The sequence below is a fragment of the Micromonospora sp. Mcm103 genome (assembly GCF_024519755.1).
GTDB classification, from domain to species: domain Bacteria; phylum Actinomycetota; class Actinomycetes; order Mycobacteriales; family Micromonosporaceae; genus Micromonospora; species Micromonospora aurantiaca.
This window is the reverse complement of record NZ_JALJRJ010000011.1, coordinates 148,826-168,109: the sequence shown is the minus strand read 5'-3', so window position 1 is coordinate 168,109 and position 19,284 is coordinate 148,826. Positions and strand designations below refer to the sequence as shown.

The window sequence follows — 19,284 nt, the reverse complement described above, 5'->3', positions numbered from 1 at the left end:
CCGCCCGCGTGACCATACCCGTCCGGCCCGGCGCGCGAGAGCCGCGCACACCGCCGTTTCTGCCTGGCAGCGGCGAGTGGCATCGCTCATACGGGTAGCCTTGGCCAACGTGTACCGGTTCCTGCTGACCCCGCGCTGGCTCGGCTACCTCGCGCTCACGCTCGTCGCCGCCACGGTGATGGTGTTCCTGGGCAACTGGCAGCTGGACCGCTACCGGGGGCGCACGGCCGTCAACGAGCGCATCGACGCCGGGGCCACCATGACACCCGCGCCGTTGCGCGACGCGCTCCCCGCGCCCAGCGGCGGCGACGTCGGTCCCGCACCGTCCGAGGAGCTCACCTGGAGCCGGGTCACCGCCACCGGCCGGTACGACAGCGCGAACACCGTCCTGATCCGGGGCCGGACCCTCGACCGGACGGTCGGCTTCGAGGTGCTCACCCCGCTGGTGCTGGCCGACGGCACCGCGGTGCTCGTCGACCGGGGCTGGATCCCGCCCGTGCCGGGCGCCGGCGCGACAGTCCAGCCGGAGGTGCCGGCGGCGCCGACCGGCGAGGTGACAGTGACCGGCCGGGTCGTCGGCAGCGAGAGCGGCGGCGGCGCGGTCAGCCGGCGCGACGGCAAGCTGGAGGCCCGGCGCATCGACATCCCCCGCCTGGCCGATCAGCTCCCCTACCCGGTGACCGGCGGCTACGTGCTGCTCGACGGGCAGACGCCGGCGGCCGACCCGGCCTTCCAGGCGGTCCAGATCGGGCACACGAACAACTGGCAGAACTTCGGCTACGTGTGGCAGTGGTGGATCTTCGCGGTGATGAGCCTGTTCGGCTACGGCTGGGTGGCGCGCCGGGAGGCCCGCCGCCGGGCCGGGCTGGACACCCCGGGTGAGCCGGTGGACCGCGCCGCCGAGCCGGCCACTCCCACCTCCGCCTGAACAGGCCTCACCGGGCACGGCCCGCCTCGTCGATCCTCTGCACAGGCGCCCGTTACTCGCCGTAGCCGCCATCGACGAAGGACTCCTCACGACGGATATGCCTGAGAGGCATGTTTATGCCTCTCAGGCATATCCGTTCCGAGCGATGAGGCTTCCGCGCAGGGCGGGCCGTGGATCCGGCGGCACACCGGGCGGCGGGGACGTTGGTAGGGTCCGCGGATGATCGTCAATCGTGGGGGTCGCGGTGACCTCTGACGCCACGACGCCCCCGGCCGCCGAGCCACCCGCGTACGACCCGTGGTCGGCCATGCCGCCGGCCGTCGCGCCCCCCACCGAGCAGTTCCCGGTGATCGCCGCGCCGGACGCACCGGTCACCCCCGCACCGTTCTCCGCGCCGCCGCCCACCGCGCAGTTCCCGGCCGCGCCGCAGTTCTCCGCACCGCCCGCGCAATACTCCGCACCGCCCGCGCAATACTCCGCACCGCCCGCCCCATACTCGGCGCCGCCTGCCCAGTTCTCCGCGCCGCCGGTGCCGGCGGCCGGGGTGGTCGCGCCGTACTACGGGCCCGCACCCGGGGCGTACCCGCCGCCCGGGCCGGTGCCGCCCGGGCCGGTGCCGCCCACGCAGTCGGCGGTGGCCGTGCAGATCGCCGAGATCGTGGTGACGCCGCCGGTGATCCGTACCCCGGCCGGTGTCCTGCCACTCGCCGGCGCCTCCTGGTACGTGACCGACTACTGGCAGAAGGAGGAGAAGATCGCGCCCTGGGCCGTCGTCGCCGCGATCCTCGGCTTCTTCTGCCTGACCGTGTTCAGCCTCCTGTTCCTGCTGATCAAGGAGACGCGGCACTACGGCACCGTGCAGGTGACGGTGAGCAGCGGCGGGCACCAGTACGTCGCGCGGATCCCGGTCACCGACCAGTTCCAGGTGCAGCAGCTCAACAACCAGGTCAACTACGCCCGGTCGCTGTCGGCGGGCTGAGCCGTCAGCCGGTGACCCGGCCGGCGTGGATGGCGCGGACCGCGTCGATGGTGTCCGCCTCGGCGGCGGTCTTGTCGTCGCGGTAGCGCAGCACGCGGGCGAAGCGCAACGCCATGCCGCCCGGGTACCGGCTGCTCGTCTGCACCCCGTCGAACGCGATCTCGACCACCTGTTCCGGCCGGACCCGCACCACCCAGTCGCCCTTCTCCACGGCGAGCGACAGGAACCGTTCGGTCTGCCAGCGCAGCAGCTCGTCGGTGAGCCCCTTGAACGTCTTGCCCAGCATGACGAACTCGCCGGTGCGCGGATCGCGGGCGCCGAGGTGCAGGTTGGACAGCCAGCCCTCCCGCCGGCCGCTGCCCCACTCGACCGCGAGGACCACCAGGTCGAGCGTGTGCCGCGGCTTGACCTTGACCCAGGCCGAGCCGCGCCGACCGGCGTCGTAGGGCGCGGCCGGGTCCTTCACGACCACGCCCTCCTGACCGGCGTCGACAGCCGCGGCGAACGCCGTGGCCGCCTGCTCCGCGTCGTCCACCTCGACCCGGTCGACGAGCAGCGAACCGTCGACAGCGCGGGCCAGGGCCGCCCACCGCTCCCGGCCGGGTGCGTCGATCAGGTCGGCGCCGTCGAGGTGCAGCAGGTCGAAGAAGTACGGCGTGAGCACCGGTTCGCCGGTGCGCTCGGCGGCGGCCAGCACGGCGGGCGCGACCTGCGTCGGCCCGGTGGTGCTGGGCGTGGTGCGACGGGCCGCCCGGCTGGACGTCTCCTGGAACGGCAGCGGCCGGCCGGCGGCGTCCAGCCCGATCGCCTCGCCGTCGAGCACCAGCTCGCGTGCGGGCAGCGCGCGGACGGCTGCGACCACCTGGGGCAGCCGGCCGGTGATCTCGTCCAGGCTGCGGGTGAAGACCGCGATGTCCGCCCCGGAGCGGTGCACCTGGATGCGGATGCCGTCGAGCTTGACGTCGACCACGGCCGGCACGCCGGTGGCGGTGAGCGCCTCGTCGACCGAGGGCGCGCTCTGCGCCAGCATCGGCGCGAGCGGCCGGCCCACCTGGAGCCCGAAACCGGCCAGCGCGGCGGCGCCGCCGGTGAGCGCCGCGACCGCCACCGCCCGCAGGTCACCGGCGAGCAGCAGGGCCCGGCGCACGGCGGTCACCGGCACGTCGGCGGCGCGCGCGATCGCGTCGGTCAGCAGCCCGGCCTGCGCGCCCTGACGCAGTTCGCCCCGGAACAGGCCGGTCAGCAGGCGCTGCTCGTCGGCGGTGGCGGCGGCGAAGAGACGGCCGACCAGGTCCCGCCTGCGGGCTTGCGAACCGGACCCGGCGACGCGGGAGATCTCCTCGATCGCCGCGTCCACGGCGGCGACGGTGAGCGTCGGCTCGGCGGCCGGCGGGGGCAGGTCACGCAGGCCCGCCCAGCCGACACCGGTCTGACGCTGGCGCAGCTCACCGGCGAGGTAGCCGGCACCGGCCGGTATCTCGCCCGGCTCCAGCCCGCGCAGCGCGGCGGCCAGCAGCTCCACCTTGGCCCGACGGCCGCTGGTGGCGCCGACCGCGGCCGAGGTGGCCGCCAGCTCCGCGAAACGCACGTCCACATCCTGCCAGCCGCCTGTGACATCGGGGCGGATCCGGCGACCCGGCACACCGCAAGGGTGCGCCGGGGCCGCCGGGCCGACGGTCAGGCCGAGACCGGTTCCTCGATGCGCAGGCCGCGCCCGCGCACGCCCTCGGCGACCCGGGTGAGCAGCGCGTCGAGCGTGACCAGGGCGGCGGAGAGCTCGCCGATCTGTTCGTTGAGCGTGTCCTCGGACCACGCGGAGACGTCGACGTCCCCCAGAGCACGGACGGCGGCCTGAAGCCGCTCCATCTCGTCGTTCGTACGCATGTTCGAAAGGCTATAACACCCCGCCCGCCGACACACCACAAACTCCGACATCGGCCCCGAAGTTACGGTTTCGACACCTCAGGAGCGGTTTCCGGCCTCCGCCACCCGGGCCAGCAGCAGCGCCTCGGCCAGGCACACCCGGGCGAACTCGCCCAGGTGCAGGCTCTCGTTCGGGCCGTGCGCCCGCGCGTGCGGGTCCTCCACACCGGTCACCAGGATCGCGGCCCGCGGGAACATCTCCTGGAACGTGGCGATGAACGGGATCGATCCGCCCACCCCGATGTCGACCGGGTCGGTGCCGTCCCAGGCCGTCCGGAACGCCGACCGGGCCGCGTCGAACATCGGCCCGGAGGCGTCGATGACACAGGGCGCGCCGTCGTGCTCGAACGTCACCGACACCTGCGCGCCCCACGGCGCGTGCCGCTCCAGGTGCGCGGTCAGCGCCGCGTACGCCTTCTTCGGGTCGTCGCCCGGCGCCAGCCGTACGCTCAGCTTCGCCTTCGCGGACGGCACCAGCGCGTTCGGGGCCTCGCCGGTCGACGGCGCGTCCACGCCCAGGATCGCCAGCGCCGGCTTGGTCCAGAGCCGGTCGGTGATCCGGCCGGTGCCGAACAGCGTCGCGCCGTCGACCAGGCCGGCCTCGGCCCGGAACCGGTCCTCCGGGTAGTCGACGCTGGCGCCCTCGCGGCCGACCAGCCCGTCCACCGCGACGTCGCCGGCCTCGTCGTGCAGCGTGCCGAGCAGCTTCACCAGGGCGGTGAGCGCGTCCGGCACGGCGCCGCCGAACATGCCGCTGTGCACGGCGTGGTCGAGCGTGCGCACCTCCACGAAGCAGTTGACGATGCCGCGCAGCGAGGTGGTCAGCGCCGGCACGCCGACGTCCCAGTTGGTGGAGTCGGCGATCACGATGACGTCCGAAGCCAGGTCGTCGCGGTGCTCGGCGAGCAGCCGCTCCAGCGAGTCCGAGCCGTACTCCTCCTCGCCCTCGATGAACAGCACCACGCCGACCGGGAGCCGGTCGCCGAACGCGCGCAGCGCGGCGACGTGCGCCATGATGCCGGCCTTGTCGTCGGCGGCACCCCGGCCGTAGAGGCGGCCGTCGCGCTCCACCGGCTCGAACGGGTCCGACTCCCACAGCGACAGGTCGCCGACCGGCTGCACGTCGTGGTGCGCGTACATGAGCACGGTGGGGGCGCCGGGCGGGGCCGCCTTCGTACCGATCACCGCGGGCTGGCCGCCGGACCGGACGATCCGCGTGTCGAGGCCGCAGCCGCGCAGCAGCTCCGCCACCGCCTCGGCGGAACGCTCCACGTGCGAGTGGTCGAAGCCCTCGAAGGCGATGCCCGGGATGCGGACGAGTCGCTCGAGGTCGGCACGGACGCCGGGCAGTTCCCGCTCGACGGCGGCCCGCACCTCGGACTCGGAGAGGATCGGAGTGGTCATGACCGGAATCGTATGCTGGCCTTACCCCACCACGTCGCCCGAGCCCGATCGCCGCCCCGCACGCACGTAGTACCGGCCCGCGTCGTGCGGCAGGTCCGGGGCGCCGTCGACGACCAGGTCCACCGCCGCCGCCGTGCCGTCGGCGGTGAAGTGCGCCCGCTCCCCCGCGTGCCAGCGGCGCAGCTCCGGCAGGACCTGCTCCCCGTCGCGGGCCAGCGCCCGCCGCAACCGCAGCTCGGCCGGCGCGGTGACCAGCACCGACAGCGTCAGCTCGGGGCGCACCGCGGCGCGGGCGGCGCTCACCCCCTCGACGATCAGCACCGGACCGGCCGGCACCGGCACCACCCGGTCCAGGAAGCGCCGGCGCACCCAGCTGTAGCGCCGGTACCCGCCCGCCCGGCCGGCCCGCAGCGGGCCGAGCACCTGCTCCTCCAGCCGGGTCCAGAACGTGAGCTGGTCGTCCCAGCCGTCGAGCAGGTCGTCGGTGTGCACGAGCGGCGGGCGCACGCCGCCCGCCCGCTCCGCGAGGGCGTCCGCGAGGCGCGTCGCGAACCGGCTCTTGCCCGCGCCGCTGGGCCCGTCGACGGCGACCAGCCGGGTACGCCCCAACCGCGCCGGACCGGCCAGCACCCGACCGGCCAGCCCGGCGTACGCCTCGATCACCGCCACGTTCACCCGACCGACGCTAACGTTCCCCCGTCCGCTGGAAACTGCGACCCGGGCGGACCGTTTCGCCGAGCGGCGGCGCTGCGCGCTGGGCATCATCGGGGGGTGCTCCATGACGTGATGTGTCCGGGCGTCGACGCCCTCCTGGAACAGGCCCGCGCCGGTCTCCGCCGGCTGACCCCGCACGAGACCGTCGAGGCGGTCCGTGGCGGCGCGCTGCTTATCGACACGCGTACCGAGGCGCAGCGCCGCGAGGAGGGTGAGCTGCCCGGCGCGATCGTCATCGACCGCACCGTGCTGGAGTGGCGGCTCGACCCGGCCAGCGCGTGGCGCATCCCGGAGGCCACCGGGTACGACCGCGAGGTCGTCGTGGTGTGCCGGGAGGGGTACAGCTCCAGCCTGGCCGCCGCCAGCCTCCAGACGCTGGGGCTGCGGCAGGCCACCGACATGATCGGCGGGGTGCAGGGCTGGCGGGAGGCCGGGCTGCCGATGTCCGACCGCCCGGCCGACGTGCGCTACTGAGCCGGTGGCGCGCCGGGTGGCACGAACGGCAGCCCCGGCGGTGGGCCGGACTCGATGAGCCGCCACAGCGCGTCCGTGTCGAGGTGTTCCTCCACCAGGTCGCCGAGCAGGTCCAGCGTCCGTTCCCGGGCCGCCGCGAAGGACGTGTCCGGCGCGACCTTGAACCCGGTACGCCCGGCCGCCTCCGCCACCTCGGTCAGGAACCGGCGGCGGAACGCGTCGGAGGAGAAGGCGCCGTGCCAGTGCGTGCCGGACACGGTGCCGAGGCGTGCGCCCTCGCCGGTGCCGTCGGCGTAACGCAGCAGCGGCGCGAGTCCCGGGTCGGCGGCCGTGACCCGGCCGTGGTGGATCTCGTAGCCGTGCACCGGCACGTCGCCGGCGGCGGTGCCCTCGGCCCGGCGGACCGTCTTGCGCGGCTCGAAGGTGATCTCGACGGGCAGCAGCCCGAGGCCGGGTACGGTGCCCCGGCGGCTCTCCACCGCGTCGTGGATCGCCCGGCCCAGCATCTGGAAGCCGCCGCAGATGCCGAGCAGCGGCCGTCCGGCGGCGGCGTGCGCCCGCACCGCGTCGGCCAGTCCGGTCTCCCGCAGCCACGCCAGGTCGGCGACTGTCGACTTGGTGCCGGGGAGCACCACCAGGTCGGCGGCGGCCAGTTCGGCCGGCTCGACGGTGAGGCGGACCCGCACACCCGGCTCGGTCGCGAGGGCCTCCACGTCGGTGGCGTTGCTGATCCGCGGTAGCCGCACCACGGCGACGTCGAGCCAGTCGGTGCCCCGGGGCGCCGCCGGGCGGCCGAGAACCCGCCCGTACGCGAGCGAGTCCTCCGCGTCCAGCCACAGGTCCAGTGCCCAGGGCACCACCCCGTACGTCGGGCGGCCGGTGACCCGGCGCAGCATGTCCAGCCCCGGCTGGAGCAGGCCGCGGTCACCCCGGAACTTGTTCACCACGAACCCGGCCAGCAGCGCCTGGTCGGCCGCGTCGAGCAGCGCGACGGTGCCGAACATCGAGGCGAACACGCCACCCCTGTCGATGTCGCCGACCACGATCGTTGGCAGCCCCGCCTGCCGCGCCAGCCCCATGTTGACGTAGTCGCCGTCGCGCAGGTTGATCTCGGCGGGACTGCCCGCACCTTCGCAGATCACCACGTCGTACTCGGCCCGCAACTCGGCCAGCGCCGCGTACGCCGTGGTGGCGAGCCGGGACCGTACCTCGTGGTAGTTGCCGGCGGTGACCGTGTCGACCGCCTCGCCGAGCAGCACCACCTGGCTGGCGTGGTCGCTACCCGGCTTGAGCAGCACCGGGTTGAAGCGCAGGTCGGCGTCGAGCCCGCAGGCGGCGGCCTGCATCGCCTGGGCGCGGCCCAGCTCGCCGCCGCGACCGTCCGGGCCGACCACCACGGCGGAGTTGTTCGACATGTTCTGCGCCTTGAACGGGGCGACCCGGACGCCCCGGCGGCGCAGCCACCGGCAGATGCCGGCGGTGAGCACGCTCTTGCCGGCGTCGGAGGTGGTGCCGGCGACGAGCAGCCCGCCGCTCACCGCCCGCTCCCCCGGCGGGCCGCACGCATGAGGACGCCAAGCGCGGCCCGTCCGGCCGCCCCGGCCGCACGCCCGACCGTCACCGGGTAGAGCGCGGCCAGGCCGAGCGCTGCCACACCGACCGCACCGGAGATCCGGGCGGCCCGCTTCAGGTGCCGCGCCTCGGGGCGGGGTCCGTCACCGAGGAACGGCCGGGTCTCGGCGCGGCCGAAGTAGACGTTACGGCCGCCGAGCCGGACGCCGAGCGCGCCCGCCATGGCCGCCTCGCACTGACCGGCGTTCGGGCTCGGGTGGTCGGCCCGGTCCCGCCGCCACACGTGCCACGCGGCGGCCCGGTTCCCGTGCGCCACCGGCGCGACGGCCACCGTGAGCAGCCCGGTGAGCCGGGACGGCAGCAGGTTCAGCGCGTCGTCCAGCCGGGCCGCGGGGGTGCCGAAGCGGGCGTACCGGGGCGAGCGGTGGCCGACCATCGCGTCGAGCGTGTTCGCCGCCCGGTAGCCGAGCAGGCCGGGCAGGCCCGCGACGGCGCCCCAGACCAGCGGGGCGACCACGGCGTCCGAGGTGTTCTCGGCGACCGATTCGACAGTGGCGCGGGCGAGTTCGGGCTCGTCGAGGGCGGACGGGTCGCGCCCGCAGAGGTTGCCCAGGCGGGCCCGGGCGGCGGGCAGGTCGGCCCGGCCGAGTGCCCGCGCCATCACCCGGGACTCGTGCCGCAGCGTGCGCCCACCCAGCACCGTCCAGGTGCCGGCGGCCACCAGCGCGGCCCGCGCGATCGGATGGTGCCGGGTCGCCAGCGCGGCGGCGGCACCGAGCAGGACCGGCGCGCCGACGGCGAGCGCCGTGAACGCGGTGCCGGCCGCCCGGTCGGGGCGGTAGACCCGCCGTTCCAGCGCACCGGCCGCCGTGCCGAAGCCGGCCACCGGATGCCACCGGCGGGGGTCGCCGAGCAGCGCGTCGAGCGCGTAGCCCGCCACCAACCCGGTCGCGTTCGCCATGGCGGTCGCCTGCCGCACCCGTCACCACCTCCGGCCGGCCAGCCTAGTCGTACCGCGGGGTGGTGACGCCGACGTCACCACCCCGCGCCCCCGTCGGACGAAGAGTCAGGCGGGCACCGGGGTACGCCGCCGTCCGCGACGCCCCGACGCGGTCCCGCCCGCACCGCCCGGGCTCGCGCCGCCCGGCTCGCCCTCACCCGGTCCGGCACCACCCGGCCCGTCGGCCTCCGGCGGCGTGACCTCGCCCAGTTCGTCGTCCTCGGCCGTCACCGGGCCGTCGTCCTCCGCGTCGCCCAGCTCCTCCTCCGGGCCGCCCGACCCGGGGTCGAAGCCGGCGGCCTGCCGCACACCGGGCCGGCCGTCGAACGGGTCGGGCTCGCCCACCCGCTCGACGGTGCCGGCCAGTCCGACCCGGCCCCCGTACTCCGGCGGCGGGAAGTCGTCGTCGAAGGGCCGGTCGTCGAACGTCGCCGGGGCCTGGGCATCCGGCACCGGCTCGGTCGCCTCGCCGTGCACCCGCTGCTCGGCCTCCGCGTCCTCGACCGTGCTGGTGGCCGCGCGGGGCTGGTTGCGCAGGAAGCGTGCGCGGCCCCGGGACAGGTCGTGCCCGACGGCCACCGCCTCCAGCTCGTAGAGCGTGCGGTGGGTGCCGGACTCGTCGGTCCAGTCCCGGGTGTAGAGGCGCCCGGCCACGATGACCGGGTCACCGACCGCCACCGAGGCGGCCACCCCCTCGGCGAGGCGGCGCCAGCAGTTGACGCGTACCCGAAGGCTGTTGCCGTCCACCCAGCGGCCGCTGTCGCGGTCGAGGCGGCGCGCGGTCGAGGCGACCTTGAAGTTGGCCACCAGCGTCCCGCTCTGCGTGGTCCGGCGCCACTCCGGCGCGGTCAGCACGTTGCCGACGATCGTCACGTACGTATCGAACATCGCCCCTCCCAGGGATCGACTTGTCCCGGTGAGCGTCGGCCGGATGCCCGGCCCGGGCCACCCCGCCGGCCCGGCCCTGTGGATGACGATCCGCCCTGTGGACAACCACCTGATCAAGGTCCCGATCTGCTAGGCCGACCGGCCCTACGTGCCTGAGCTGCAAAGACGCATGATCGAGTGGAGCCGGCAAGCAGGCGTTCCGGAATCACGCCGGTTGGGTAAGTACTTGATCAACCGAGAGAAAGGGAGCTCCCATGCTTCTCCGAGACGTCCGCGAGGCAGCGCGATGAGCGCCGTGGCGAACCCCGCGACCGTGGCCGAGTGCCTGCGGGTCGGCGCCGGGTTCTCCCAGGGCGACCGCAACTGGATCGCCGAGCAGTTCGGGACCCTGGACGCCCGGCTCGCCGGCTTCCACGCCGACGCCACCGAGCTGGAGGTGTCCGTCAAGGATCGCGAGGCCCGGGGCCAGAAGGTGACCCTGGAGTGCTGGATCGCCGGGCGGCAGAAGATCGTCACCACCTCGACCGAGGAGGATCTGCACGCCGCGCTCAACGACGTCCGGGACGACCTGCGCCGCAAGCTCAACGACGCGAAGACCAGGCAGGAGCCGCGCCACAACAAGCACCTGCGCGCCGTCGACCAGCCCGAGGGCGCCCCGTTGCAGGACGCCGAGCGCGAGGACGCCGAGACCGTCTGAGGCCGTATGCCCCCGTCCGTCCGGTGCGGGCGGACGGGGGCTACCGCCGGGTAGCGAGGCGGCGTACCGTCGCGGTCGTGGAACCGGACGTGCTGGGCGCCCCCTACGAGCGGCGGACGATCGAGCTGGGCACCGACGACGAGGGGCCGGTGGTCGCGACCCTCGTGCGGCGGCGCGCCGACCGCCCGACCGGCCGCGCCGTGCTCTACGTGCACGGCTTCGTCGACTACTTCTTCCAGACCCACGTGGCCGATTTCTTCGCCGAGCGCGGCTGGGACTTCTACGCGCTCGACCTGCGCAAGTACGGCCGCAGTCTGCTCCCGCACCAGACCCCGAACTTCTGCCGCGACCTGAGCGACTACTTCCCCGAGCTGGACGCCGCCGCGGAGATCATCCGCGCCGAGGAGGGACACGACACCCTGCTCGCGATGGGCCACTCGACCGGCGGCCTGATCATCTCGCTGTGGGCGCACGACCGCCGCGACGCCGGCCTGGTCGACGGCATCGTGCTCAACAGCCCCTTCTTCGACATCAACGCGCCCTGGATGGTCCGCCGGCCCCTCGCGGCCGCCGTCTCCCGCCTGGGCCGCAGGGCGCCGCAGCGTGTCCTGCCGTTCGGCCTGGGCACGGTGTACGGCGAGAGCCTGCACGCCGACCACCGGGGCGAATGGCGGTACGACCTGGCTTGGAAGCCGCTCGCCGGGTTCCCGGTCCGGGCCGGCTGGCTCAACGCGATCCGTACCGGCCAACGTCGCCTGCGGGCCGGGCTGGACATCCCGGTGCCGGTGCTGCTCGCCTGCTCCACGCGTAGTTTCCGGGGCACCAAGTGGCACGACAGCGCCACCGGCGCCGACGCGGTGCTCGACGTCGAGCACATGGTGCGCTGGGCGCCCCGCCTCGGTCGGCACGTCACGCTGGCCCGCTTCGACGGCGGGCTGCACGACCTCACGCTGTCCAGTCCCGGCGTACGCGAGAAGGTCTTCGCGGAGGTCGGACGGTGGGCGGAGGGATTCCTCCGCGCCGGGCCGACCGAGCCGGAGCCCACGACGCCTCCGGCCCCTCGGCGGCCGGCCGACGCGAACGCCGAGGGCTGAGGCCGGTCCGTCCCGCCGCCGGGACGCCCGGCTCAGTCGGCGACGACCGCCGTGAGCGCGGCGCGGATCCGGTCGAAGGTGGCGATCGGATGGCCACCAGCCTGCGGCGGCAGCACCACGCCCAGGCAACGCAGCGCGGGCCCGCCGTCCGGCCCGGCCTCGACCGCGAACACGGGCGCGCCCACGTAGCCGGCGGGCAGTTCCGTCGTGACCCGCACCTCGCCGCCGTCCCGGGCGACCCGCTCGACCACCGCCTCCAACGGCCGCGACCCGCCGTCGCCGACCCCTAGGGCCAGCACGAACGCCGACGCGGGCGCCGCGCCGATCCGCGCGACCGCGTCGGCCGGCGCGGCCACCGCCTCGGTGACATGCTGGGTACGCCAGCGCCAGCCCCGATCGTCGGCCCAGCCGTGCAGACCGCCGGTCGGCATCGCGGCGAGCCCCAGTTCCGGCAGGTGCAGCCAGTGGTCGGCGAAACCGGGCAGGTCGATCGGCTCGTCCGCACCCTCGGCCGGGTCGGTGACGCTGGGCCGCAAGCCGATCTCGCCGTACGCCCGGTCGGTGAGCGCGTCGGCGGTGAGCAGCCACTCGTGCGCGATCTCGCCGTCGTCCGTAGCGCCGACCAGCTCGCTGTAGAAGAAGGCCGTGCCGAGGACGCCGGGCGGTGTGCCCGGGCCGTCCGAGCCGGTGAGGGGCAGGATCGCCCGCCCGAGGAGCTGACACAGCTCGAAGACGATCTCGTTCTCGGTTTCCTGGTCGAGCAGCATCCGACGAGGGTACGGATCGCGTCCCGCCCGGCCCGCGCCGGACCCGCCGGAACTGTGGTGCCGGTCCGGGCCCCGGCGTGGGACGCTGAGGGGCGGAACGGACGCGCCGACCCGTACCACCGGGCACGCGGGGAGCGGCGGTACCCTCTTGGCGCAACGACCGTCGGCACGCGCCCGTAGCTCAGCGGATAGAGCAGGGGACTTCTAATCCCAAGGCCGCAGGTTCGAATCCTGCCGGGCGCACAGGCACTTCCTCCGTTCGACCGGCTTGCGTGGGGCTATTCGTGGTGCGAGCGCGCTACGGTGGCCGCGTGGCAGCCTCGAACGGACGCACCAAGCGCCAGCGCGGCGAGATCGAAACCCTCCCCAGCGGATCGCTGCGGGTGAAGGTCTATGCCGGTGTCGACCCGATCAGCGGCAAGCGGCACTACCTCACCGAGACGATCCCCGCCGGCCGGACCGCAGCCAAGGAAGCCGAAAAGGCGCGTACCCGGTTGCTGGCCCAGGTGGACGAACGGCGCAACCCGCGCACCCGCGCCACACTCGACCAACTCCTCGACCGGTGGCTTGAGGTGGCCGACATCGAGGCCACGACGCGCATGGGCTATGTCAATAAGCTCAACAAGCACGTGCGGCCGGTGCTCGGCAAGCTGCCGGTCGGCCGACTCGACGCCGAGACGTTGGAGTCGTTCTACGCGAGCTTGCGCCGCTGCCGCGACTGGTGCGGCGGTAAGGCGTTCGTGAAGCACCGCGTGGAAGGCGAGCACGCCTGCACTGCGAAGTGCAGGCCGCATGTCTGCAAGCCGCTCAGCGCCTCGTCGGTACGGCAGATCCACTGGATCCTCAGTGGTGCCCTCAGCCGCGCTGTCCGGTGGCGTTGGATCGCCGTCAACCCCGCCGGGCAGGCCGAACCACCCGCGCCACCGCACCCCGATCCGCAGCCTCCGAACCCTACCGATGCCGCCCGCATCATCAACGAGGCGTGGCGCGACCCGGACTGGGGCGCGCTGGTCTGGCTCGCCATGACAACGGGCGCCCGACGCGGTGAGCTGTGCGCCCTGCGCTGGCACCATCTCGACCTTGCCGCCGGCGTGCTGACGCTGCGCTGCAGTGCCTACCTGGACGAGCATGGCCAGCTGAGAGAGAAGGACACCAAGACGCACCAGCAACGGCGGGTGGCGCTCGACCCGGAGACAATTGAAGTGCTGCGCGAGCTGCACGGCCGGTACCTCGACCGCCTGGCGCAGCTCGACGCGGACGCCGACCCTGCCGACTACGTCTTCTCTCCTGAGCCGGACAACAGCCGCGGCTACCGGCCCGACACCGTTACCCAGCGGTACGGCCGGCTCGCCACCCGGCTCGGCATTGACAGCCACATCCACGCGCTGCGCCACTACTCAGCTACTGAGCTGATCAACGCGGGTGTCGACGTGCGGACGGTCGCCGGACGGCTCGGCCACGGAGGCGGTGGGACAACGACGCTTAGGGTCTATGCCGCCTGGCTGTCGGAATCGGACCAACGGGCTGCCGGGACACTGGCCGCTCGGATGCCGCCGCGTCCGGTCGCGACAACGCAGAGCACCGTGGCGAGCAGCCCGTACCGGACGATTGCCGGTGAGCTACGCGAGCAGATCGCGGCAGGCCGGCTGCAACCAGGTGACCAGCTCCCTACCGTTGCCGAACTGGCGACGGCACATGGCGTTTCGATCGGCACCGCCCACCGCGCTGTCGCGCTACTGACCGATGAGGGCTTGGTGAGGGTTACCCGCGGTCGCCGGGCAATGGTTGCCCCTTATCGAACAGCGGCAGAGGGCCACGCTCATTGATGGATGTAGACACTCGGGCGGCTAGCCAGGCAGCATCGATGAGAGTAGCGTTCGAGGCTCCCCAATAGACCTGCCAGACGAAAGCCGGACCCAGGCGCCATGATCGCGGAACTTCAGCTGAGCAACTTCAGGGCATTTACTGCATACAGAGTCCAATTCCGCAAAGAGAATGTCCTCGTAGGACCGAACAGCGCCGGCAAGAGTACGCTCCTGATGGCGTTGCGTTTCGCGAGAACATGCGTTCGGCAGGCCTACAGAGTTAAGCCGGTCGGGGCAAGACAGCATCAAGGGAGTTGGATCCAGTCCTACCCCGCCCCTCTTCGGAACTTCGAGGTGTTGAGCGAAAGCGTCCGCCATGAGTTCCGAGATTCGGAGGAGGCAAATCTCACGCTTCGGTGGAAAAATGGGGCGAGCATAACAGCAGTTTGGCCTGCAACATCCGAGGAAGATGAGAGCCCCTACTTCTATCTACGAAACACCATTGGCAACAACCCGCGAAACATCGCCCAGGTGCGTGCCGAATTCCACGACATAGCCAGCATTCCAGCTCTGTCAACCCTTGAACACGAAGAGGACGTACTGGATAGCGAATACGTCAGACAGCACTTGGACTCGCATAGAGCAAGCCGACACTTCCGCAATCAACTCCTACAGCTAGCGAATAATGGACTGTGGGACGACTTCTGTGAGTTTTCCGTACCCTGGATGGGCGGATTTGAATTGTCGGAGCCCACCGTGGCCTACGCCATCGGGGGCGAACCGGGAATCGATCTCTTTTACCGCGAGCCGGGAAGCTCCAAGGAAAAAGAGGTTGTATGGGCGGGAGATGGCTTTCAAATCTGGCTACAACTGTTGCTGCACCTCTATCGGAACCGAAACGAGGAAACGGTATTGCTTGATGAGCCAGAGGTGTTTCTTCACCCAGACCTCCAGCGCCGACTGATGCGTGCGCTGACGTCGCTCGACAAGCAGTTCATTTTCGCTACCCATTCGGCAGAGGTGCTAGCTGAGGTCGACCGGCGCGCAATTTTGTGGATCGACAAAACCAGGAAGCGGGCTATCAGGAACCCGCAGAGCGAGTCGCTAGAAGCGATGAGTAGCCATCTCGGGTCATCTTTTAACCTGGCATTGGCGAAAGCGCTCCGAGCCCGGGGGGTCCTCTTCGTAGAAGGAGAAGACGTCCGCCTGCTTCGTTCACTATCCACCACAGCAGGCCTGCCCAGCATTACGGCAGAAACCCGGCTGGCAGTTGTCCCAATCCAAGGATTTTCCAATTGGCAACGCGCGGAAAATTTCGGCTGGATCGCTCAGGAGTTTCTCAATAACGCCGTCTCTGGCCTGCTGATCGTAGACCGCGACTATCGCACGGAATCGCAAGTTCAGGAGATAGAGGACCGCGTCCGGCAAACAGGGATCGCAGTGCATACTTGGAGCCGGAAAGAGGTAGAAAGCTACCTTCTCGACGCTGATGTCATTTCCAGGCTCAGCAAGTGTCCGGTTGATGAAGTCAAGTTCCTACTTGAGCAGGCAACGGCAGCCGAAGAGCAGCAATGCTTTACGCAGCTAACAGCCCACATACTGCAATCCGAGAGCAAGAGCAAGAAGAGTGCGGCAACCATCATGAAGGAGTCGCAAGACAAGTTCAACAAAAACTGGCCCGACCCTCAATACCGACTCAGGATCGCACCCCCGAAGAACGTGCTAGCTACTGTCAATCAAGGGCTGCAGGCACGCGGGCACAAAGCTGTCTCCTTCACGGCGATCGCAAAGTACATGCGGCTTTCGGAGATTGACCGCGAGATGCTTTATGTACTGGAGCGCATCGAGGATTTGGCGAAATGAGCCAGCCCTGTCGGGCAATTGCGTCGCAATCCTGGTAGGCCGATTCCAATCCGCGCACTGCCATTAGGGCCCCGCCCTCGCGACTGCCGTCCTCTGCTCGACATGATGGAGTCATGCGCTTGCTGGTACTTGGGGGAACTTGGTTCGTGGGCCGTGCGATCGTCACGGCCTCGATCGACGCCGGCCGGTACTCCGGTGCCCGAACCTTGATCCCTACCTCAAAGGGCACGCGGGGCAGCCGATGAGCAAGGAACGGCAGACCCGCGAGGGTGCCTCGGTCGACAAACCCGCGCTGACCGTGTGCGTGATGGCTCAACCGGCCCTGCTGCGCAAGTTCGGCGGCAACGCCGACCTCGCCGGACGTGGCCTGCCGGCCCGGTTCCTGTTCGCCCTCCCGCGCTCGCTGGCTGGCTATCGGGCGGTGGACACCGCGCCGGTACCCGAGCAGGTGACCGCTGGCTACCAGCACCGCGTTCACGACCTAGCCGCCACCCTCGCCCAATGGACCGAACCGGCCGTGGTCACCCTCAGCGAGGACGCCGGCCGCGTGCGGCGGGCCGCCGCCGAGCAGGTAGAGGCCGAGCTACGGCCCGGCGGCAGCCTCTACGACATGCGCGAATGGGGCAACAAGCTGTCCGGAGCGACGCTGCGCTTGGCCGGGCTACTGCACGTCGCGCACCACCCTGCCGACGCATGGCGACGGCCGATCAACGTCGATCGGATGGCAGACGCCGCGAGGCTGGCGGAGTTCTTCGCCGCGCACTACCGGGCGGCGCTCACCACCATCGGCACGGACACGGCGATGGAGAACGCCCGATACGTGCTCGGCGTACTCACCACTAAGGGCATGACCACCTTCACCCGCCGGGAACTGCACCGCCGCGTCTCCCGGCGGCTGCCCAAGTCCGGTCAGGTGTCGACGGTGCTCGCCGAGTTGGCCGCCCTGGGGTGGGTGAGGCAGGCACCCGACGGCCGGTACGAACTGCACCCCCGCGCCGCCGATGAGCTTGGAAGCGTTGACACGCTGACACCCAGCCCGGGCGGCGATGTTTCTCCAGCCCACGACACCCGCAAGGGTGTCAACGCGCCGCGATGACACCCGTTGACAGGCGTCGACACCCGGACACCGGACCACCCATTGTCAACAAGTGTCAACGGGTGTCGGCGCCGGGCGTTGACACCCTGGCACCCCACCTCACCTGGAGAAACGCTCGCGGGCCTGCGGATTGTCAACGTGTCAACGCCTCGCGGCCCTCTCTGGTCCACCGGCCCACCCGCCGACCGCCGCCGCCACCCCTGAAACGGCCGCTGAGAGCCTGGGACGAAACCACCCCGCTCTTACACCGCAGCCGACACGCCCGTAGCACCAGCCCGCCCACTGGGCAACCTTCTGTCATGAAACAGTCACAACAAGCAATCAGCTCGCTCTTCAGTGTGAATCTTGTCCAAATAGCGAAGAGCTGCCACTGAAGGAGCGCGCGTGGAGGCAGAGACTTGGCAGAAGGAGCAGATCAGCCGAGCCTATCTTCACGCGGTGGCACTGCGCGAAGGTTGCACGTTTGGCGAGTGGATCGTAGATAAAGATGGCGTCGATACGACGCTGAGGCGGAAGCGGCACATGTTCGACGTGCAATTGAAGTGCACCCAGAGCTTACGCAAATTGAGCGACCGATTTGCTTTTGACCTAGATGTCAAGACCTACGAGAAGTTGCGGGATCCCGACCGCTCAGTTCCCGGCTACCTCTTCGTCATGGTGGTGCCCAAAGACATCGAAGATTGGATTCATTTACATCCAGAGGACTATCTGCTACTGAGGTGCGTTTCTTACTACGCCTGCATCCAGGACAGTCCGCCAGCGAAGTCGGGTACTACCACCGTGGTCCACTTGCCCTTCAAGAACCGCCTGACTAGTGCAGCCCTAGATGAAATGTTCGAGCACTCACGCCGTCATGCGATGGGCATCCGAGGGGGCTTGGCCGCATGAATGCTCCCTTGAACGAGCCACCGGCCCTAAGTCTCCAGATCGGGACGCTTGAGATGGAGAGCTACCTCGCCCGCGCTGGCTGGTCCAAGACGATGTCTAGCCGCGTAGCTCAACTGTGGGTCAGCGACCATCCACAGAGCAGCAACAGAATTGGCGATGTTGAGGTGCTCGTACCGAATATCCCGGCTGCGCCAGACTTTCAGACCCGACTGAAGATACTCCTCAGCGACCTTGAGGCGATAGAACAGCGGCCAATTGATCAGATTCGCGATGAAATGACCAGACAATTCATCGATGTCACCGACATCAAGGCAGAACATGACTTGGACAGCTCTGTATTTCCGCTGGACGCGAGCCAGAAACTCTTTTCATCAGCCAAGAAGATGATCATCGCTGCTGCCGCCGCCAGCCTCAAGCGCCGCGGCTACTTCGGTCACTCGGTTCCTAAGAGAGCGCGGGATCAGGCCAGGGGCGTGCTCGTAGGTCACACTCGCCCCGGCTCGTATGTCGTGCCAATCATCAGCCGCGCCCGCCTCCCAAACGCAGAATGGCAGGGCGACCGACCGTATCTAGTGGAGGAGGTTGAAGAGGCCTCTTTCGACAGGAGGATGGTCGTCACCCTCTCCAAGGCGCTTGACGTCCTTCACGACCTGGCGGTCGAGAGCGAACATGAGCCCAGTAACCGCGATGTCAACGAAAGCGTTAGTGAAGGGCTCTCGTATGAGCTATGCGATGGGGTCATACGAACGCTACGAGACTCGGCAGTGCAGGACTTCACGGTTGGCTTCAATTGGGCGCCCGCCGTACCTCAACCCAGCTCCACCTCGAAAACAATCACTTTTCCATCCGAATGCCTCCCCAGGCTCCGGCAAGTAGCGCGTGGGCTGCGTAAAGACGTAGAAGACAAGCAGCAAGTCGTATATGGATGGGTAGAGGTGCTAGCCAGCCGCGCACAAGACGTGGGAGGCTGGGTGCGCGTACATGCCATGGTGAATGGTCGTCAGCGAATCATTCGGATGAATCTTGATGAAGAAGACTATCAAAAGGCTGTCGACAGCCATAAAAAGTACCCTGTGATGGTACGGGGCGACCTGCACCTAGAGGAGGGCAAGCAGGCGACGATGGACGTCCACTCCTTTGAGTTTGAGCGTCCATTGCCCGGGGTGTAACTGGCGCTGGTTGCCCCCCAGGC

General features: G+C 70.4%; 17 protein-coding genes, 1 tRNA gene and 1 pseudogene. 11 read left to right on the top strand and 8 right to left on the bottom strand.

Going from position 1 to position 19,284, the window contains the following annotated elements; all coding sequences use genetic code 11:
- Positions 1–109: 109 nt before the first annotated feature.
- On the top strand, positions 110–928 hold the full coding sequence (locus OC439_RS16175) for an SURF1 family protein (RefSeq protein ID WP_262014123.1): 819 nt from the start codon (positions 110–112) through the stop codon (positions 926–928).
- 244 nt (positions 929–1,172) lie between these two features.
- Positions 1,173–1,907, top strand: a complete 735-nt coding sequence (locus OC439_RS16170) for a hypothetical protein (RefSeq protein WP_262014122.1) — start codon at positions 1,173–1,175, stop codon at positions 1,905–1,907.
- Positions 1,908–1,911: 4 nt separating this feature from the next.
- Here the strand turns inward: OC439_RS16170 and OC439_RS16165 are convergent, their stop codons facing one another.
- The 4 genes from OC439_RS16165 to OC439_RS16150 form a co-directional block, all read right to left on the bottom strand.
- Positions 1,912–3,495, bottom strand: a complete 1,584-nt coding sequence (locus OC439_RS16165) for an ATP-dependent DNA ligase (RefSeq protein WP_262014121.1) — start codon at positions 3,493–3,495, stop codon at positions 1,912–1,914.
- An 89-nt stretch (positions 3,496–3,584) separates the two neighbouring features.
- Complete coding sequence (locus tag OC439_RS16160) at positions 3,585–3,791, bottom strand: hypothetical protein (RefSeq protein ID WP_030273275.1); 207 nt, start codon at positions 3,789–3,791, stop codon at positions 3,585–3,587.
- Between the two features lie 78 nt (positions 3,792–3,869).
- Positions 3,870–5,234, bottom strand: coding sequence for a dipeptidase (locus OC439_RS16155; RefSeq protein WP_262014120.1), 1,365 nt, complete (start codon positions 5,232–5,234; stop codon positions 3,870–3,872).
- Between the two features lie 21 nt (positions 5,235–5,255).
- On the bottom strand, positions 5,256–5,909 hold the full coding sequence (locus tag OC439_RS16150; RefSeq protein WP_262014119.1) for a hypothetical protein: 654 nt from the start codon (positions 5,907–5,909) through the stop codon (positions 5,256–5,258).
- Positions 5,910–6,020: 111 nt separating this feature from the next.
- On the opposite strand from OC439_RS16150, the gene OC439_RS16145 reads away from it, so the two are divergent.
- Positions 6,021–6,422, top strand: a complete 402-nt coding sequence (locus OC439_RS16145) for a rhodanese-like domain-containing protein (protein ID WP_194800739.1) — start codon at positions 6,021–6,023, stop codon at positions 6,420–6,422.
- On the opposite strand, the gene OC439_RS16140 is transcribed toward OC439_RS16145, so the two are convergent.
- From OC439_RS16140 to ssb, 3 genes are all read right to left on the bottom strand, one after another.
- Complete coding sequence (locus tag OC439_RS16140) at positions 6,416–7,960, bottom strand: cobyric acid synthase (RefSeq protein WP_262014118.1); 1,545 nt, start codon at positions 7,958–7,960, stop codon at positions 6,416–6,418. The genes OC439_RS16145 and OC439_RS16140 overlap by 7 nt on opposite strands.
- Complete coding sequence (locus OC439_RS16135; RefSeq protein WP_410054931.1) at positions 7,957–8,973, bottom strand: cobalamin biosynthesis protein; 1,017 nt, start codon at positions 8,971–8,973, stop codon at positions 7,957–7,959. The genes OC439_RS16140 and OC439_RS16135 overlap by 4 nt, the downstream gene beginning before the upstream one ends.
- Before the next feature lie 87 nt (positions 8,974–9,060).
- Entirely contained in the window at positions 9,061–9,882 is an 822-nt protein-coding gene (gene ssb / locus OC439_RS16130; protein WP_262014117.1) for a single-stranded DNA-binding protein, read from the bottom strand.
- 286 nt (positions 9,883–10,168) lie between these two features.
- Here ssb and OC439_RS16125 point away from each other — a divergent pair, with 286 nt between their 5' ends.
- Together OC439_RS16125 and OC439_RS16120 are read left to right on the top strand one after the other, a co-directional pair.
- The gene (locus OC439_RS16125; protein ID WP_262014116.1) at positions 10,169–10,579 is read left to right on the top strand and encodes an HPF/RaiA family ribosome-associated protein; all 411 of its coding nucleotides are present in this window, start codon (positions 10,169–10,171) and stop codon (positions 10,577–10,579) included.
- A 77-nt stretch (positions 10,580–10,656) separates the two neighbouring features.
- Positions 10,657–11,673 carry an alpha/beta hydrolase gene (locus tag OC439_RS16120; protein WP_262014115.1) on the top strand — a complete coding sequence of 339 codons (1,017 nt, stop codon included), beginning with the start codon at positions 10,657–10,659 and terminating at the stop codon, positions 11,671–11,673.
- Positions 11,674–11,705: 32 nt separating this feature from the next.
- Here the strand turns inward: OC439_RS16120 and OC439_RS16115 are convergent, their stop codons facing one another.
- Positions 11,706–12,440, bottom strand: a complete 735-nt coding sequence (locus OC439_RS16115; RefSeq protein ID WP_262014114.1) for a hypothetical protein — start codon at positions 12,438–12,440, stop codon at positions 11,706–11,708.
- Between the two features lie 170 nt (positions 12,441–12,610).
- Here OC439_RS16115 and OC439_RS16110 point away from each other — a divergent pair.
- The 6 genes and pseudogenes from OC439_RS16110 (at position 12,611) to OC439_RS16085 (ending at position 19,261) form a co-directional block, all read left to right on the top strand.
- Positions 12,611–12,683: transfer RNA gene (locus OC439_RS16110), tRNA-Arg, on the top strand.
- Between the two features lie 68 nt (positions 12,684–12,751).
- Entirely contained in the window at positions 12,752–14,266 is a 1,515-nt protein-coding gene (locus OC439_RS16105) for a tyrosine-type recombinase/integrase (RefSeq protein ID WP_262014113.1), read from the top strand.
- A gap of 99 nt (positions 14,267–14,365) precedes the next feature.
- Entirely contained in the window at positions 14,366–16,108 is a 1,743-nt protein-coding gene (locus OC439_RS16100) for an ATP-dependent nuclease (RefSeq protein WP_262014112.1), read from the top strand.
- 179 nt (positions 16,109–16,287) lie between these two features.
- Positions 16,288–17,204: pseudogene (locus OC439_RS16095) on the top strand (DUF3987 domain-containing protein); the annotation flags it as partial.
- Between the two features lie 384 nt (positions 17,205–17,588).
- On the top strand, positions 17,589–18,092 hold the full coding sequence (locus OC439_RS16090) for a DUF4365 domain-containing protein (protein ID WP_262014111.1): 504 nt from the start codon (positions 17,589–17,591) through the stop codon (positions 18,090–18,092).
- Between the two features lie 53 nt (positions 18,093–18,145).
- Positions 18,146–19,261 carry a hypothetical protein gene (locus OC439_RS16085; RefSeq protein ID WP_262014110.1) on the top strand — a complete coding sequence of 372 codons (1,116 nt, stop codon included), beginning with the start codon at positions 18,146–18,148 and terminating at the stop codon, positions 19,259–19,261.
- Positions 19,262–19,284 lie beyond the last annotated feature (23 nt).

What these genes read in the sequence shown, in the direction of transcription:
- OC439_RS16160 (WP_030273275.1), bottom strand. Translation starts at nt 3,791, where the DNA reads ATGCGTACGAACGACGAGATGGAGCGGCTTCAGGCCGCCGTCCGTGCT.
- OC439_RS16155 (WP_262014120.1), bottom strand. Translation starts at nt 5,234, where the DNA reads ATGACCACTCCGATCCTCTCCGAGTCCGAGGTGCGGGCCGCCGTCGAG.
- OC439_RS16145 (WP_194800739.1), top strand. Translation starts at nt 6,021, where the DNA reads ATGTGTCCGGGCGTCGACGCCCTCCTGGAACAGGCCCGCGCCGGTCTC.
- ssb (WP_262014117.1), bottom strand. Translation starts at nt 9,882, where the DNA reads ATGTTCGATACGTACGTGACGATCGTCGGCAACGTGCTGACCGCGCCG.
- OC439_RS16125 (WP_262014116.1), top strand. Translation starts at nt 10,169, where the DNA reads ATGAGCGCCGTGGCGAACCCCGCGACCGTGGCCGAGTGCCTGCGGGTC.
- OC439_RS16115 (WP_262014114.1), bottom strand. Translation starts at nt 12,440, where the DNA reads ATGCTGCTCGACCAGGAAACCGAGAACGAGATCGTCTTCGAGCTGTGT.
- OC439_RS16100 (WP_262014112.1), top strand. Translation starts at nt 14,366, where the DNA reads ATGATCGCGGAACTTCAGCTGAGCAACTTCAGGGCATTTACTGCATAC.
- OC439_RS16085 (WP_262014110.1), top strand. Translation starts at nt 18,146, where the DNA reads ATGGAGAGCTACCTCGCCCGCGCTGGCTGGTCCAAGACGATGTCTAGC.